This is a genomic window from Bartonella sp. MM97QHHN, assembly GCF_042194285.1.
Taxonomy (GTDB): domain Bacteria; phylum Pseudomonadota; class Alphaproteobacteria; order Rhizobiales; family Rhizobiaceae; genus Bartonella.
This window is the reverse complement of the sequence record NZ_JBHIMS010000031.1, coordinates 24,326-40,558: the sequence shown is the minus strand read 5'-3', so window position 1 is coordinate 40,558 and position 16,233 is coordinate 24,326. Positions and strand designations below refer to the sequence as shown.

Annotated in this window: 11 protein-coding genes and 4 pseudogenes; 7 read left to right on the top strand and 8 right to left on the bottom strand. The window is 35.6% G+C overall.

All coding sequences use genetic code 11. From position 1 onward, the window contains the following. The first annotated feature begins 1,000 nt into the window (after window positions 1-1,000). From ACFIJW_RS01260 to ilvC, 3 genes are all read left to right on the top strand, one after another. Window positions 1,001-2,122 (top strand): ATP-dependent RecD-like DNA helicase, encoded by a 1,122-nt coding sequence (locus ACFIJW_RS01260; RefSeq protein WP_375632949.1) that lies wholly within the window; start codon window positions 1,001-1,003, stop codon window positions 2,120-2,122. A gap of 86 nt (window positions 2,123-2,208) precedes the next feature. Then, on the top strand, window positions 2,209-2,943 hold the full coding sequence (locus tag ACFIJW_RS01255) for a pyridoxine 5'-phosphate synthase (RefSeq protein ID WP_375632947.1): 735 nt from the start codon (window positions 2,209-2,211) through the stop codon (window positions 2,941-2,943). 1,065 nt (window positions 2,944-4,008) lie between these two features. Continuing rightward, complete coding sequence (gene ilvC, locus ACFIJW_RS01250) at window positions 4,009-5,028, top strand: ketol-acid reductoisomerase (RefSeq protein ID WP_375632945.1); 1,020 nt, start codon at window positions 4,009-4,011, stop codon at window positions 5,026-5,028. Window positions 5,029-5,143: 115 nt separating this feature from the next. Here the strand turns inward: ilvC and ACFIJW_RS01245 are convergent, their stop codons facing one another. Then, a complete protein-coding gene (locus tag ACFIJW_RS01245) occupies window positions 5,144-6,535 on the bottom strand; it encodes an amino acid permease (RefSeq protein ID WP_375632943.1) in 1,392 nt (463 codons plus the stop codon). A gap of 999 nt (window positions 6,536-7,534) precedes the next feature. Further along, window positions 7,535-8,935 (bottom strand): amino acid permease, encoded by a 1,401-nt coding sequence (locus ACFIJW_RS01240; RefSeq protein WP_375632941.1) that lies wholly within the window; start codon window positions 8,933-8,935, stop codon window positions 7,535-7,537. A 796-nt stretch (window positions 8,936-9,731) separates the two neighbouring features. Here ACFIJW_RS01240 and ACFIJW_RS01235 point away from each other — a divergent pair. Then, complete coding sequence (locus ACFIJW_RS01235) at window positions 9,732-9,944, top strand: hypothetical protein (protein WP_375632939.1); 213 nt, start codon at window positions 9,732-9,734, stop codon at window positions 9,942-9,944. Here ACFIJW_RS01235 and ACFIJW_RS01230 read toward each other — a convergent pair. Then, window positions 9,937-10,122, bottom strand: coding sequence for a LysE family transporter (locus tag ACFIJW_RS01230; protein ID WP_375633052.1), 186 nt, complete (start codon window positions 10,120-10,122; stop codon window positions 9,937-9,939). The two genes, ACFIJW_RS01235 and ACFIJW_RS01230, sit on opposite strands and share 8 nt — an antisense overlap. 224 nt (window positions 10,123-10,346) lie before the next feature. Beyond that, entirely contained in the window at window positions 10,347-10,955 is a 609-nt protein-coding gene (locus tag ACFIJW_RS01225; protein WP_375632937.1) for a fumarylacetoacetate hydrolase family protein, read from the bottom strand. Between the two features lie 594 nt (window positions 10,956-11,549). Between ACFIJW_RS01225 and ACFIJW_RS01220 the strand changes: the two are divergent. The 3 genes and pseudogenes from ACFIJW_RS01220 to ACFIJW_RS01210 form a co-directional block, all read left to right on the top strand. Next, window positions 11,550-11,998 (top strand): annotated as a pseudogene (locus ACFIJW_RS01220) (DEAD/DEAH box helicase family protein); the annotation flags it as partial. A 486-nt stretch (window positions 11,999-12,484) separates the two neighbouring features. After that, window positions 12,485-12,724 carry a hypothetical protein gene (locus ACFIJW_RS01215; RefSeq protein WP_375633050.1) on the top strand — a complete coding sequence of 80 codons (240 nt, stop codon included), beginning with the start codon at window positions 12,485-12,487 and terminating at the stop codon, window positions 12,722-12,724. Between the two features lie 36 nt (window positions 12,725-12,760). Beyond that, window positions 12,761-13,291, top strand: coding sequence for a hypothetical protein (locus tag ACFIJW_RS01210; RefSeq protein WP_375632935.1), 531 nt, complete (start codon window positions 12,761-12,763; stop codon window positions 13,289-13,291). A 244-nt stretch (window positions 13,292-13,535) separates the two neighbouring features. Here ACFIJW_RS01210 and ACFIJW_RS01205 read toward each other — a convergent pair. The 4 genes and pseudogenes from ACFIJW_RS01205 to ACFIJW_RS01190 all read right to left on the bottom strand — a co-directional run bounded on the left by ACFIJW_RS01205 (window position 13,536) and on the right by ACFIJW_RS01190 (window position 16,182). Continuing rightward, a pseudogene (locus ACFIJW_RS01205) lies at window positions 13,536-14,214 on the bottom strand (phage antirepressor KilAC domain-containing protein). Window positions 14,215-14,800: 586 nt separating this feature from the next. Continuing rightward, a pseudogene (locus ACFIJW_RS01200) lies at window positions 14,801-15,380 on the bottom strand (hypothetical protein). 3 nt (window positions 15,381-15,383) lie between these two features. Further along, window positions 15,384-15,781, bottom strand: a pseudogene (locus tag ACFIJW_RS01195) (hypothetical protein). Window positions 15,782-15,927: 146 nt separating this feature from the next. After that, window positions 15,928-16,182, bottom strand: coding sequence for a type II toxin-antitoxin system PemK/MazF family toxin (locus tag ACFIJW_RS01190; protein WP_375632933.1), 255 nt, complete (start codon window positions 16,180-16,182; stop codon window positions 15,928-15,930). Between the last annotated feature and the right edge of the window lie 51 nt (window positions 16,183-16,233).

Below are 16,233 nucleotides of genomic sequence, written 5' to 3'. Positions count from 1 at the left end.
ATTTCATTTCTAAAACAACCAAAAAGCAATCTCATCGCTGATATTTTGACATAACGCCAAGCCTATTAACAAATTATACCCCTTGATTTATTGTTATTTCTAGCAATAAGAACAGCATTAATCAGTTAGTTTTTATAAACTTTAAAACATTGCGACAAAAAGAAAAAGTTTGACTCAATAGATGAAGAATTGCGCTTTTCTCATATTCTAGAGGACGAATCTGAAGTGCTACGCTGGACTGAAACCATGTTCCAGTTTTCTATAATAGACTACCAAGAAGGTCATACTTACGAACCATATTTTATTGTTGAAACAGAAAAAACTACATATTTGTGCGAGATAAAGCGTGCTTCATATAAGTGTGATATCTCTCTTTATGCATTGAGATATAACATATTTGTAGCATGAAGAGTAAATTTATTAAAATCATGATAAGAGGACGATAGGAACTTTATAGGTGTATCATCATAGGATTAAGTAGTTTTGTTGAGAGCTATTTCTATTTCTGCTAAAAGGTTTTTGATATATTTAATTATTATTTCGTAATAGTGGATGTACTTTATTTTTATGTGCAAGAAAGCTGATTGATTGTGTAAAATAGTATTCATAAAATGACATTATTCTTATCCTGTTAAGGACATTTTTTCTAGTGAGGTTTTTGCAATTGCAATGCTCTTTTTCTTATTCTAAATTTTGGTTAAAAAAAGCGTATATAGGTGTTATTTTAAATTTAAGATATGCATATTCCATTGTTGGTGTTACTGTTGTAAAAAATGATATTTTATTTGATAAGTATAAGGTGTTCCCAAGAAGATCGATGTATAGATAAAATTTAGATTTTTACAATATCTTGAAAAAGCAATGGGTAAATAATTGATAATTATGCTACGAAGGTTGTTAGATGGGCGTGTGTCAGCAATTCTTAATAAAAAGGTTTTTCTTGATAGCCGTTTTTTTTCAAAATACTGCTCTTCTTATGCAAATCTTATGTTGGTAAGCTATGCAGTTTTCACGGGAACAGGATAATGCATTAAAGGCTGTTGCCGCGTGGTTGAGGGAAGGGCGTTCTCCTCTTTTTCGCCTTTTTGGCTATGCGGGGACCGGTAAGACGACGCTTGCGCGCTATTTTGCAGAGACAGTTGATGGTTCTGTTCAATTTGCTGCTTTTACAGGGAAGGCGGCGCAGGTTTTGCGTTCTAAAGGTGCAAGCAATGCTTGTACGATTCATTCGCTGATTTATTGTCCGCGTGGAGAAGAGGAAGTTTCCGATGAAATAACAGGAAAAAAGTCTATTGCTCCAACATTTACATTAAATCGAAGAAGTGCTGCTGCACAAGCTAAACTCATTATTGTTGATGAGTGCTCGATGGTTGATGAACAATTGGCGCGTGATTTAATGAGCTTTCGAACGCCAATTCTTGTTCTTGGTGATCCAGGTCAATTGCCTCCTATATCTGGTGGGGGCTTTTTTTCTAATGGGAAACCAGATTTTCTTCTTTCAGAAATTCATCGGCAAGCGCGCGACAATCCGATTATACGTCTTGCTATGGATGTACGTGAAGGACGCGATATTGCTTATGGTGACTATGGAGAAGCGCGCGTTGTGACACGTAAAGAGGTCAATCAACAATTGGTTTTGGATGCTGATCAGGTCTTGGTAGGGGTTAATCGTACACGCCACCTTTATAATCAGCGTTTGCGTGTGTTAAAGGGATTTACAGCAGATTATCCGCAAGCGGGAGATAAGCTGGTGTGTTTGCGAAACGATCCTATTAAAGGTTTGTTGAATGGCTCTTTATGGAAGGTGATGACTTCACAGAAGGAGACCGTTAAACCAAGTATTAATCTTCTTGTGAAACCAGAAGAAAGTGAGCGTGGGGTAGCAAAGATTAAACTTTTAAAAGCAGCGTTTGAAAACCCTGATCAAGAAATTTCATGGCAATTAAAAAAGCGATATGATGATTTTGATTATGGGTATGCATTAACGGTTCATAAGGCGCAAGGTTCTCAATGGAATAATGTCGTTTTGTTTGATGAAAGTTTTGCATTTCGTGATATGTATGCGCGCTGGCTTTATACGGGAATTACGCGCGCAGCAGAGCGTTTAACGATTGTTCGATAGAAAAAAATGTGTATATCATCTAAGTTTCAGATGAAAAATGCCTTTTTTCTATCTTGTTACATACTATAAAAAAAATGGAAATGGGCATGGCGGTAAAACTTTCGGTTAATCTTAATGCTGTTGCTGTTTTGCGTAATCGACGTAATCTTCCGTGGCCAAGTATAACGAATATTGGGCATATAGCGCTTGCTGCTGGAGCAGCAGGTTTGACGGTTCATCCACGCCCTGATGAAAGGCATATTCGTTTTGCGGATTTGCCAGATATATACTGTTTAATCAAGAACACTTTTCCTACAGCTGAGTTTAATATTGAAGGTTATCCCAGTGATCAATTTTTGGATATCGCTGAAAACTATGCGGATCAGATCACCCTTGTTCCTGATGATCCAGATCAGTCAACGTCTGATCATGGTTGGAATTTTGCTCATGATGCAGAATTTTTAGCACCGATTATTCAGAATTTAAAAAACAGAAAGATTCGTGTATCCCTTTTTGCTAATCCTACTGTCGATGGTCTTGATATTGCTAAAGCAATGGGCGCTGATCGTGTGGAATTTTACACGGGACCTTACGGTGGTGCATTTCAGGATAAAACAAAACAAGATCAAGAGCTCAATAAACTTGTTTTAGCAGCAAGAAGAGCAAAAGAGTTGCAGTTAGGTATAAACGCAGGGCATGATCTGACACTTATGAATCTTCCTGCTCTTGTCAAAAATATTCCTTGGCTTGATGAAGTTTCTATTGGCCATGGGCTCATTGCTGATGCATTAGAGTATGGAATACATGAGACTGTTCAGCGTTTTATCCGGTTATTATCGTAATCTTTTTCTCTCTATAAAAATTGGAAAAGAAATTTTTATAGAGGTTTGCCAATTTATCTTAAAAAAACAATATATTGCTTAGATAAATAGCACTATTATCGTGCATTATAAATATTCTATTGTTCCTCTATTTATTGGTTGCTTTCTATCTTTTGTTTTTGAGTGTATGCGATGTTTTTTATTTGTACTATCCATTATGAGGAAGTTTTAAAATCTTCTTATTATAATTTCTTTGAATGGAGAAGAGATAGGGTTTTGAAAGTATTTCCATTATAAAGGAGTGCGTAGGATTTTAATGGATCAATACACAAATTTTCTTGATATTTGAGCTCATTTTTGGGTTATCTGTAAATAGTATAACGTAAAATCTCCTTATGAATAAGCTGAATGCAATAGGAACTGTTAAATAGAATGATGATATCGACTTGTAGCTTTATGAAGTAAAGAGAGTGATGTGCAATAAATCTTACACTATTATAGGGAATTCTTGAAAAGGGCTTGAGCATATTAAAATTTTTTTATAAGGTGCCATAAATGGATAACATAATGGACGTATGGGGGGCTTCTTCGCGTGAGAGGCGTGGATATTAAAGAACGTAAAAAGTAAAAACATCCTCTTTATTATTCTAAAGATATTGTTGTATATGCTTTTGAAAGTTGTATTAACACAATACTTGTTATTTTGTAATTTTTCTTGCTATCTGTATTGATTTGGTTCATGTTAAAAATTGTATGTTGTATCTTAATTTTTAGAATATAGCGTTTTGTTGCACGATAAAAGAGTAGAATATTAGCTAAATTTTCTTTAGAAATCTTATTTTGTGTAATTATTGTTTTTGTAGAATAGCAGTTGAAGTTTATTTGGGGATCCGTATATGTTTTAGGAATGTTTGGGGACTACAGTTTTTTCTATGCAATATGTAAACTTTAAAATTATTCAATTGCTGTGTTCTTATAAGCGGTGTTTTTTGTCTTTATAAGTGTGTGATGCACTGTAGATAATGTTTCTTATTGAATAAAAATAATCTGAAATCCAGTTTAAATAGAGAAAGAAGGAATTTTTTTATGCGTGTTTATTATGATCGTGATGCGGATGTTAATCTCATTAAAGGGAAAAAAGTAGCCATTGTTGGTTATGGTTCTCAAGGGCGTGCACACGCTTTAAACTTGAAAGATTCTGGTGTTAAAAATGTGCAAATAGCTTTGCGTTCAGGATCGGAAACAGTTAAAAAAGCCATGGCTGATGGTTTTGAAGTGGTGAGTGTTGCTGAAGCAGCAAAATGGGCAGATCTCATCATGATGGCAACACCAGATGAATTGCAAGCTGATATTTATAAGGAACATATTCATGATCATTTACACGATGGGGCAGCGATTGCTTTTGCGCATGGTTTGAGCATTCATTTTGGCTTGATTGAACCTAAAAAAAACGTTGATATTGTGATGATTGCTCCTAAAGGTCCAGGGCATACAGTTCGTCATGAATACCAACGGGGTTGTGGTGTTCCTTGCTTAATAGCGGTGGCGCAAGATGCTTCAGGGCATGCACATAATGTAGCATTATCTTATGCGTGTGGACTTGGTGGTGGACGTGCTGGGGTGATTGAAACAACATTTAAAGAAGAGTGCGAAACTGATCTTTTTGGTGAACAAGCGGTTCTCTGTGGAGGTCTTGTTGAACTGATTCGAGCAGGTTATGAAACATTAACACAGGCAGGTTATGCGCCGGAAATGGCTTATTTTGAGTGTTTACATGAAGTGAAACTGATTGTTGATCTCATGTATGAAGGGGGCATTGCAAATATGAATTATTCGATTTCTAATACAGCTGAATGGGGTGAATATATCTCTGGTCCACGTGTGATTACGGATGAAACTAGAGCAGAAATGAAACGTATATTGAAAGATATTCAAACGGGTAAATTTACATCGAATTGGATTCAAGAATATAAAGCTGGTGCTGCTCATTTTAAAAGTATGCGGCGTTTAAATGATAATCATCCTATTGAAGAAGTTGGTAAAAAACTTCGTTCTATGATGCCTTGGATAAAATCTAACGCTTTGGTTGATAAAGAGCGTAATTGAAGCTTCTACAGAGATATTTTGTCAATAGCTTTTATAATTTTATAGATAAATATCAAAAAAAGGGTAACTTTAGTTACCCTTTTTTATATGTTTTTGGAAACATAAGCTTTATTTTTTAATTTTTTGCATAATTCTTTTTTCCAAAAAGAAAGTATACAATTCCTAAAAATATGAACCACGCTGGAGTGTATTTTAAAGCTATGGCAGTGTCAGCTTCTAATGACAATAAATAAATAATGAATGCAAAGAAAATAAGAAGCGCCCAACACATAACAACACCTCCAGGCATTTTATAAGGAGAGACAGTATGCTGGAGAGGACGATTGCGGCGATAGATGATATAGCTGATCAAAATGATAGACCATACAAATATAAACAAAGTTGCGGCAATTGTCGTAACAATTGTAAAAGCAGCTATGAGTGTTTGAGATAACGATACAATTGCATAACCAAATAAGATGCATATACATGAAAAGAATAATGCGTTAGCTGGAACGTGGTTACGAGAAAGTTTTCCTAAAAATTTAGGAGCACCTTTTTGTGTTGCTAGCCCATATATCATACGGCTGGTAGAAAAAATTCCACTATTTGCTGAAGATGCGGCAGCTGTGAGGACAACAAAGTTCATCAAACCTGCAGCAGTTGGAATACCAATAAGTGCATACATTGTTACAAATGGGCTTTTTTCTGGACTGATTTGATCCCACGGCGTCACAGACATAATCACAAGAAGAGAGAATATATAAAAGAATACAATGCGGATTGGTATTGAATTAACAGCTTGTGGTAGAGCTTTTTGAGGTTCTTTTACTTCAGCAGCAGCTGTTCCAGCGAGTTCAATGCCAACAAAAGCAAAAATAACAATTTGAAATCCAGCAAAAAAGCCTGTAATTCCTCGCGGAAAAATATTCCCACCGTTCCATATATGGCTAAGAGAAGCAACCGTACCGTTTGGAGAGACAAAACCGGTAAAGATCATATAAAATCCTACAACGATTAAGACTAGAATTGCTACGATTTTGATAAAACCAAACCAAAACTCAAGTTCGCCAAATAGTTTTACTGCGACGAGGTTAAGAATTAAAAAGGACATAAGACCAATTATAACAGGAATCCACGGATTGAGTTCAGTCCACCAAAAGTGTGTATAAGTGACAATAGCAATAATTTCAGCAGTTCCAGTGACAATCCAACACAACCAATATGTCCAGCCGATAAAGAATCCGGCACATGGCCCTAGAAGATCGGTTGAGAAGTCAATAAAAGATCGGTATTGTGTATTAGAAAGCAATAACTCTCCCATAGCACGCATGACAAAGTATAGAGCACAACCAATAATTGCATAAACGAGTAGAATCGAAGGCCCTGCTACACTGATTGTTTTTCCTGATCCCATGAAGAGACCTGTTCCAATCGCTCCACCGAGGGCTATAAGTTGTATGTGTCGGTTATGTAGTCCACGTTGTAATTTCTTCTTAGGTTTTTTTTCTAAATTTTGTTTGTTCATTTTTGGGGAGTTCTCCTTAGTTATTTTTAAATAAAATTACCCTAAAAAAGGTAATTCCTTCTATCGGAACACGCTATGGTTAAGGAGTAAAGGAATTTTTTTCTATGACTATATGTGAATAAAGCAAGAACATTATTCATTAATGGAATAATTATTTTATATATAAGAAACAAAAGATAAATTTTATTATATTTTTTTTGATTTTTATGTTTTATACATAATTAATATTAATTATGTATAATATAATTTATTTTATACATAATTATTATTTGTATATAAACAATAATTATATTTATTTATAGTAATTTTTATATAAATATATTTATATTTAAAATTATTTATTTATTTATATTTTTATATATAAAAATATAAATAAAATTGTAAATTTATTAAATATAAAACTTTATTTATAAATAAAATAAGTTTAAATTGTTAAACTATTATTTAAATAATTAAAAAATATATTTAAAATTTACATTTAAGTATTAATATTTAAAATTTATTACAAATAGAAAAATATTTTCATAGAATCTTTTTTTATTGCAGATAGCTATTAAGATATATTCTGTTTAGAGCTACATTTTTAATTTTGATAAAAAATTGAATATAAATTTTTTTGAGGGGGGAAGTTTTAGATAAAATCTCATGTTTTATTAGTAAACAATGTCAGTGAAGTTTATAGAGAATTCTTTACAGAATAGCTCGTTCTTATCCTATTATACAGTAAAATACTGTTGTGTAGAGTAGTGATATAAAGCATATAACATTTTACACATTAAGTATTTTTAGAATGTGTGGTGAGTGTTCAGGGCAGGGCTAGCCCATAGAGCCTTATGTAGGTGAACCATATAAATGATCAGCAGCATTCCCTCTTAATAAGCTGGATTGTTCACAAACCGGCGCTGGTAGGAATCGTCGTTTTTTGATATTTGGGGAGGAGGTTAAGTAGAAAAAGGGTAACTAAAATTACCCTTTTTTGAGATGTTTTATGTATAGACTTTATTTGTTACCTTGAGTCATTTTTTTCTTTACAAATGTAAAATAGGTTATGCCTAAGCAAATAAACCAGAATATACCGTATTTTAAAGCTGTTAGGGTGTCTTCTTCTAACGTTAACAAATAGAGCATGAAAGCAAAGAAAACTAAAATTATCCCGCACACGATAACTCCTCCTGGCATTTTGTAGACGGATTCAGCATGCAAATGAGGGTGATTGCGACGATATACAATATAGCTAACCAAAATTACAGACCATACGAATAAAAATGCAATAGCTGAGATGCTCGTCACAATTGTGAAAGCACTTATGAGGCTTGGAGAGAGTGAGGCAATTGTATACCCTATTAAAATACATAAGCAGGAAAAGAATAGAGCATTGGCTGGAACATGATATTTGGAAAGCTTACCTAAAATTGGAGGAGCACCTTTTTGTGTTGCAAGCCCATATATCATGCGGCTAGTAGAAAAAATACCACTATTTGCCGAAGAAGCAGCCGAGGTGAGAACGACAAAGTTTACCAAACCAGCAGCTATCGGAATACCAGCAAGCCAAAACATCGAAACAAAGGGGCTTTTATCTGGAACAATTTGATCCCAAGGTGTGACTGACATAATCACGATGAGAGAGAAGATGTAAAAGAGTACAATACGTACTGGTATTGCATTAATTGCTTTTGGTAGAACTTTTTTAGGATTTTTGACTTCAGCTGCAGTTGTTCCTGCAATTTCTATACCAACAAAAGAAAAAATGGCAATTTGAAATCCAGCAAAAAAACCTGTCATTCCTCGCGGAAAGATATTTCCATCGTTCCATACGTGATTGAGAGAAGCAACAGTACCATTGGGAGAAGTAAAGCTCGTAGCGATCATATAAAAACCAACAACAATTAATGCTAAAATTGCTACGACTTTGATAAGACCAAACCAAAATTCAAGTTCACCAAATAGTTTTACGGCAAAGAGATTAAAAATTAAAAAGAAACCAATGCAAGAAAAAACGGCAATCCATGGATTAAGCGTTGGCCACCAAAAGTGCATATAAGTGATGATGGCAATAATATCTGCAGCTCCAGTTACAACCCAGCTCAACCAATAGCTCCAGCCTACAAAGAAAGCGATTCCCGGTCCTAGCATATCGGTTGAAAAATCAATAAGGGACCGGTACTGTGAATTAGAAAGCAATAATTCTCCCATAGCACGCATGACAAAGTATAGGGCACATCCAATAATAGCATAAACGAGTACGATGGAAGGGCCTGCTACACTAATTGTTTTTCCTGATCCCATGAAGAGTCCTGTTCCAATAGCTCCACCGAGGGCTATAAGTTGTACGTGACGGTTATCTAGGCCACGTTGTAGTTTCATCTGAGGACCATCTTTTAAATTTTGTTTATAGCTCATTTTTTGGGGGTTCCCTTTAATTATTTTGAGATTAAATTACACTAAAAATGCATTGTTCTGTATCGAAGCATGATATAAATGAGGTGTAAAGGAAAAAAACGTTTTTTATGATTTTGTGTGGATAAAGAAAAGAATATGTTTTAGGAATATGGTTTTGAAAAAAGAGAATGTTTTTCTCTTAAATAACGTAACAGATATTTGAATAGGGAGCTTTTTATTGTTATTAATAACAAATTAATTGTTCTTTAAAAGACGTGGGGCTTTTAAAATTATTTCAGAAAACTGTCAGGAGTTTTTATAATTTTTTGAAACTTATTATTTGTAATCAGTGCATTATTTATTATTATTCATAATGGTGAGAGTTTTAATTTTTGCTCAAATAGCACTCGAGAGTTCTCATCTTAGTTTAAGAACAATTTGTAATGGAAAATTAAAATGATTTTTAAAATCATTTTTTTGTTTGTATGGTGCTATCATAAATCAAAAAGTTACTTTATGTTTCATAAACGAAAAGAGGAATATCATAGCTTATTTTTTAAAGTGATGAATAAGGATTTTGTTTAGATATTGGTAACATTTTATAAAATATTGCGAGAAACTCACATTGTTTACACAAACGTCCTTGAGAGTATGATAAAGAAATGCAACGTAATTCAGTTATACAAAGAAAAAAAGAACTGGGGATTGTATAAGTTCTGTTAGAGATTGAGCTATTCATAGTGAGAGACAGAATCAGGAAAAGATTGCTCTATTAACTTTACAATTTGTTATCAAAAGATAAAACTATCCAAAGAAAATGAAAAAAGAAAACAGAGATAAAACTGTTCCTGTCGCAATGTTAATCGAGCCTTTTACCCGCTGCTTTTTTAAGGCGGTACTGGCAAATGATATAAAAATGGTCATTAAAGTAAACCATGCAAAGATGTTGAAAGAATGTATGGTTACAAGTTCAAAACCTTTTTTAATGCTACCACCAGAAGCTAAGAATTTTGGAAAAGTTGCTATGTAAAATATAGATACTTTGGGTTTAGTATTTGTGTCAAAAAACCGTCCATATAGCTGGTTAAAAGCTTTGTTTCACTCGTAGCATGCTTTTCATTCGTTGAACTTCTTTCTTTTGAATTTAAGCTGTGTATTCCAGATTTAATTGATTTAAAGCCCATGTATAATAAATAGCTGCCACCCATGAGTTTTACTAAAAAAAACAGCGTTTTGTTGTTGAGAATGAGCGCTGATACACCTAGGTGTGGAAAATGCCCCATGCACATATGTTGCTGTACACAATCCTAAAACGTTTACAAATGCGTTCTTTCTTCCCAATCTCGTTGCATTATCGATGATAAGGGCCATATTCGGCCCCGGTGAGATGACTAAAAAAATGAAACAATGAAAAAGGTCAGTATTTGATGATTCATTTTACTTTTAGCTCTGAAATTAATTGATTTTCGAGATACAATTCTATTCTGTCAAACTGAGAAAGTTTTCCGACACCCTGTGGAGTGCCTGTGTATATGAGATCACCACGTCTTAGCTGAATGTAGTGACTTAAAAATGAGATTATCTTCTCAAAGCTAAAGATCATATTTTTCGTATTGCCAACTTGTCTTGTTTCGCTATTCAACTTCATTGCAAAGGTTATTGGGTTGTTTATTTTTTCCTTGTTTATGAAGTCAGAGACGTATGCAGCGCCTTTAAATCCTTTCGATAAAAGCCAAGGAAGCCTTTTTCCTTTCAGTTTTGTTTGCAAATCCCGCGCGGTGAGATCAAGACCTATTGCTACGGCATCATAGCATTCTTTTGCTTCTGCCTCCATGATCATGAAAGCGTCCTTTGAGATTTTGAGCACAATTTCAGTTTCAAAATGTATTTCTTTGGAAAAATCAGGGAGATAAATTTCATTACCTAAAACGAGTGAACTTTTTGGTTTGCTAAAGATAACGGGTTCATCTTCAACAACATTGCCTAGTTCATGAACATGTTCAACATAATTGTATCCAACACAGTAGATGTCATTTATCATGGGAGCCCTCCAAATTTTTTATTTTCTCTTTGTATAGGCAAGAGAAAACTTTGCAAACAACATTTTTTCTTATATCGCGTTTTGCGTTTTCTGGAAAAGAAGCATTGTGTGGGTTGATGACTAACCACGATGACAGCTCTTCGCATTATCCTCTTTTGAAGAGTGCCCAATCTTATAGTCTTTGAGATTATTTTAATTTTGATTGCCAATTTTCTGAAATTACTTTATTACTTAAAGAGTGATTTTGCTCGTCTACGCAGCGATTAGTAGGGTCTGAAAGTCCTAAAGTTCGATCATAAATGAGCCCACTCTGTGGGTGTCTCGGAATTATGGGATATTTTTCTATGTCTAGGTGCTATGAGCACTAAAAGCAAAAATCTGTTTCGTATTCAATACTTTCAGGCTCTCGGAATACTAATGCGAGGGTGCTCGCACCCAGCGGGTGGAGCTTAAGAGTGAAAAGCAAAAAGCTACATTTTAACGGCATTTCTATAGGCAAAAAATCGCTTTCAAAGAAAAATGCTGGGAATGTCGTAAAAGCAATTAGGGCATCAATTAGGGATAACTTTTCAACAAATCCAAAAATATGAGAAAGTCTGTGATGGTTTAAAAGAAGCAGATCGTGGAAAACTTATTGTGGCATGTGGAACGGAGAAGATTTTTATCAGCTTTAAGATAGCACAACAAATAACCAGAACTGGCAAGCGTGTTTTGTTTTTCGTGCCTTTTCTGGCTTTGATGTCACAAAACGATAAGAGAATGGACACGCTATACAGAAGTGCCGTTTCGTTCCTTTGTGGTGTATTCTGATACATAAGTTGGCAAGCGTCGTAAAAACAAAGAAGCTGCTGCCGAACTCGATGTCTCAGATCTCGCTCTATCAGCTATCAACTGATGCTCAAAAGCTTTGAAAAAAAGCAAATAAAGTATTAGTAAATGCAATGACTGTGGTGTTTGCTACTTACCAATTAATCCAAGTGATTGCGGATGCGCAAGAGAAATACGGTTTATCAGAATTTGATCTGATCATTTGTGAAGCAGCGCAGGTTAAGGCAGATAAGGTAGAACCTTTGGTTGTAGAAGCGAAGGAAGTAGCCGAGACTGCGAAATCGACAGCAGAAGAAGCGAAGAGTGTTGCGGAGCAAGCAAAAGAAGAAGCTGATACGACGAATCAAGGGCTTGGAGAGGTCAAGAGTTCATTAGACACGGTGACAGCAACGACAAATTCTGCGAATACAACTGCCTTTGAGATAAAAGTGTTAGCGGAAGAAGCGAAGAGTGCATTGACAGAAGTTCAAGAGAAGGCACAGAGGAACAGTGACAGTCTTTCTGAACTTCAAGGTAAGGTAAGTTCTCTTTCCACTAATTTTTTAGAGAATGTGCGTTTTCATCAACCTAGCAGAATTCTGGAAGCCGATCCGAAAAATAGAAAAGGTCTTGTGATCAATGAAGGGGCATGTTTTCGCTTTTATCATGGTGGAGAGAATGGGGGTAGGTACCTCTTTTACCGCGTTCCAGGGCGTGGAAGGATGACTTTTGACGAAGATCTTGAAGCAGGAAAGGATTATTATATATATCTCATCTTAAAAGATCAGACGAATGAGCTATCCTTTGAGCTTTCGCAAAATCCAACGGCTCCTGATGGCTATACAGAGGATAATTCTGAAAAGATCGGTGGATTTCATACGCTATGTGCGGATGTTGGTGAGATTGAAGGTCATCTCTTATCGGGTTATCAAGCGGGGGATGTTTTGCCCAATTCTGTTTGATGTTTAAATCACCGCCCACGTAGTAGTCCAGAAGGGATGGTTTACAATCCGTGGCATAATATTTGGGTTGATATTTATCTTCAATCAGGGACAGGTGTAAATGCAAAGTCGGCATATGGTGTTCCGATAACGAGCAATCGTAGCTATGCGAATCATGCCTTTGATTTTTGGTCTGTTAATAAGAGATTTTTGACGAGTGATGAGTTTTCGCCATGCATGTATGGAAGTAATCAAGCAACCAGTATTGTCGGCAATCAAGCGCCTTCTCCTAAGACGTCTGGAGGACACGTTGATACAAACAATAGACGGATGATTTCGCATATCGGTTGTGAGGATGGTTGCGGTTATGTTTGGCAATATTTGTCTGGTTGTTATCCCGTGACTAAATGGCATACAGGGGAGCAAGGAAGCAGTTTACGTGTAGACATAAATGTTATGTTGGGAGGAGGCGATTGGACTGGTGGCTCTAACAATGATCATCTTGTACGGAATTTTGCGCATTCTCGTTATGTAGAAGATGAAAAAATAGGCGCCCGTGGATGTAGCGAGCCACTTTATTATAATTAGCGCGAGATTGATTAGAACATCATTTTATCCAATCCCACTTTTGTGGGGCTTTTTTTATGGAGCGTCAGATGAGAAAGATATCGAAAGAAGGATAGGCACTTCATCGTGAAGTTTTAAAATCAAAGCTTTTTCTACTAAACTCATGATCTCAACCAGAGCAGCACAATCTTATCACTCATATTTTCATGCCTAGAAAATTGAGATAATGCCATCCATAAATCGCATAAGAAGTTAGTATTTACCTTCATTGCACACCTCCATGGATTTTTCTCTCAAATATGCCGCCAATCCTTTAGGTGTGATTTTTGTTGAAGGCAGCACCTTTTCTGTTCCATCCGGTTTTTGAATGGTGATGGCAGAACAGTCCATGAATCCTTTTTTGATTTTATCCTGATTAAAGGTAACAATGGACCACTTGGAGCACGTCGATACACCCAATCATTTTTACGCAAGTAATCTGTTAAATCCTTTGGTCTTATCTCCAACATCTTCGCGGCTTCAATCAAACCAAACAAACCATCAGAGCGTTTTAAGCCTTCTAAAGCTTTTGCTTTTGGTGCTAATTCTGAAATAACATAGTTTTTCTGCTTAATTTGATTTTGTAGATGATTTAAGGCGCCAAATAATACTTCGGGTTTGGAGTAATCAATTTGTCGAATAGCTACTTGTCTTTCCAACTCTTTCCAACGGTCAATTATCTTTGCTCGTAAGGCAGTGCTGTAACTAGAAACAAGAATTAAGCATTCACGCTTTGGCAGGTTATAACAAGGGCGGCTTTCACCTTTGTTATCAAGGTAGTGCCCACCAAAATCAACCTCCTTAAATTTGAGGGCGTTAAGTTCTTCAAGCGTTTTCTTGATGTCACGCATAATATCATCATGCCTTTTGCCACATAATTCAGTAATTTTAATAATGGTATTCATAAAGAATTCTTAGATGTTAGACGTTCCTTAATGACATTCTAAAAGAGTGCTGGGCACTAAGAAACACGGCATCTAGTCCGTCGTTACGCCTTTCCCCGAAGGGGGTATATGGCATAGCCACACCTGACAAAGCTATTATATGCATGTAGCACACAATGAGTTAAAGCTTTTAAATTGCGGAAGATTAGTTATTTCGGCAACTAATCCGCTAGTTGTTTTAAGGTGTTTTTGAGGCACCTGATTCGAAAATACCTATTACTATAGAATTTTCTAGCAACAAGAATTACTTTTTGCTAAGAAAACGTTTCACATATTGTACAGTGTACATATTGAAATTATTATTTATCAATGAGCTAAGTGTAAAATGTACAGTCAAATTGAAAATTCTGTCGTTAGCGATAGTTCGCACTAGTCTGCCCCGCAACGAAGCCAACCCGCTGGGAAGTACATTTTGAATTGATTTTATTGACTTTTTTATGGAAAAAACAAAACATAAGTGATAATCTGTTCTTAAAATTGCAATCAAAGTGTATAATACATAACTCATAAGGATATGGAATAGATAGATAAAGCTTAAGAACATAATTTAGCTTTTCTTGTTGGCAGCGTATTCTTGACGAGAAAGTTGTCTCTGTATGTTTTTGGTTAATCTTTCATTGGCATGTTGTGCAATAGCACTTGCAATTTCTGGCTTAGACATCACTTTAGCAATTGAAGGTCCTTCTTGTTTTGCAATGGGGAATTGATCTCCATCCGCTCTTTGAAATACATTACCATTCAGCTTTTTTAATTCAACACGCTTTGGAAAACTGCCCCCCTTATAAAACCATGGGTAAGCTTTCTTTTTTTCCAAACAGTGTGTAAGTTACGCCGCGTTTTGTTTCGTTTACTTTAAAAAATTTAAGAGGTATTGGTGTTCCAGAACCAATGATATCTGTCTCAAGAAACCTTGCTGTCGCCTTTTCTTTAATATAAACACCTCTTCTTATACGCTTTATTTGGGCTGATGAGATGTCTGCAACTTGCTTTTCAGTAAAGCGTTCGACTTGTTTTGCTGCAGTGTTTAGAGCATTACGCAGAGCCCAATTAAGGCGTGGTGCTTGAAGGCTTGTGAAGGTATCTTTTGCCTGTTGAAGATACCATTTTTGGTGGATGATTAACTTCAACTTTTAAGCCTTTTTTGGGGTAGGGGTTAATGGCTTGGAAGCTTTAGATTCTTTTGGTTTTTCGAGAGAGGTTTCCTCTGTTACTGTTTCAGATAATATTTGGTTGGGTTCTTTTTCTACTTGCTTAATGTGTTCAATTGTCTTGTCGGGTTTTATTTTTGTTTGAACATCAACAAAAGGTTTTACAGCATTAGCGCGCTTGAGACGTGCGTAGACTTGATTGGAAACTTCAACAAATGGATTATTGGGTGTTGATGGTTCAAAGCGAACAGNCGCTTGAGACGTGCGTAGACTTGATTGGAAACTTCAACAAATGGATTATTGGGTGTTGATGGTTCAAAGCGAACAGTGCTTTTATTGTCTCCAACAACACACATTGGCTTAGTGATGACAGCTTTCATCATTGCTTCTTTTGAGTCATAATTAATGACATCATTAGTCAAATATTGATTTTTATTCTGTGAAAAATTGTTTAGCCGATTGTCAACAGAAAAAATCATGATCTTATGCTTTTTTATTTTTTACCTAAAGTTGGTGTTTTTAAACATTAAAAATTGTAGAAAAAATTCAAGTAAGAAATGTTGATAACTTTGCTAAGACTTCGCCCATTACGCGCTACTATATCTAAAGAACGCGGTTGGTCGCAGCATATCACACCTGTTGTATGCAGCCCTGTTCCCACCAATGAAACAGCAAAGTCTGCTATTCTAGCAAAATTTCCTCCACTCGTAATGGGCAAAACAATGAGTGTTTTTGTTAAACGATTAAACGCCTCCGGTGACACAATCAGTACAGGATGCATTCATTTTTCTCATAGACAGAGGTTGGGTCAAGCGATACAAACCAAATTTAC

Excerpts from the sequence above, each read along its gene's own strand:
- ACFIJW_RS01260 (WP_375632949.1), top strand. The coding sequence starts at position 1,001 with ATGCAGTTTTCACGGGAACAGGATAATGCATTAAAGGCTGTTGCCGCG.
- ACFIJW_RS01215 (WP_375633050.1), top strand. The coding sequence starts at position 12,485 with ATGACTTTTGACGAAGATCTTGAAGCAGGAAAGGATTATTATATATAT.
- ACFIJW_RS01245 (WP_375632943.1), bottom strand. The coding sequence starts at position 6,535 with ATGAACAAACAAAATTTAGAAAAAAAACCTAAGAAGAAATTACAACGT.
- ilvC (WP_375632945.1), top strand. The coding sequence starts at position 4,009 with ATGCGTGTTTATTATGATCGTGATGCGGATGTTAATCTCATTAAAGGG.
- ACFIJW_RS01230 (WP_375633052.1), bottom strand. The coding sequence starts at position 10,122 with ATGGGTGGCAGCTATTTATTATACATGGGCTTTAAATCAATTAAATCT.
- ACFIJW_RS01225 (WP_375632937.1), bottom strand. The coding sequence starts at position 10,955 with ATGATAAATGACATCTACTGTGTTGGATACAATTATGTTGAACATGTT.
- ACFIJW_RS01240 (WP_375632941.1), bottom strand. The coding sequence starts at position 8,935 with ATGAGCTATAAACAAAATTTAAAAGATGGTCCTCAGATGAAACTACAA.
- ACFIJW_RS01235 (WP_375632939.1), top strand. The coding sequence starts at position 9,732 with ATGAAAAAAGAAAACAGAGATAAAACTGTTCCTGTCGCAATGTTAATC.
- ACFIJW_RS01255 (WP_375632947.1), top strand. The coding sequence starts at position 2,209 with ATGGCGGTAAAACTTTCGGTTAATCTTAATGCTGTTGCTGTTTTGCGT.
- ACFIJW_RS01190 (WP_375632933.1), bottom strand. The coding sequence starts at position 16,182 with ATGCATCCTGTACTGATTGTGTCACCGGAGGCGTTTAATCGTTTAACA.
- ACFIJW_RS01210 (WP_375632935.1), top strand. The coding sequence starts at position 12,761 with ATGGTTTACAATCCGTGGCATAATATTTGGGTTGATATTTATCTTCAA.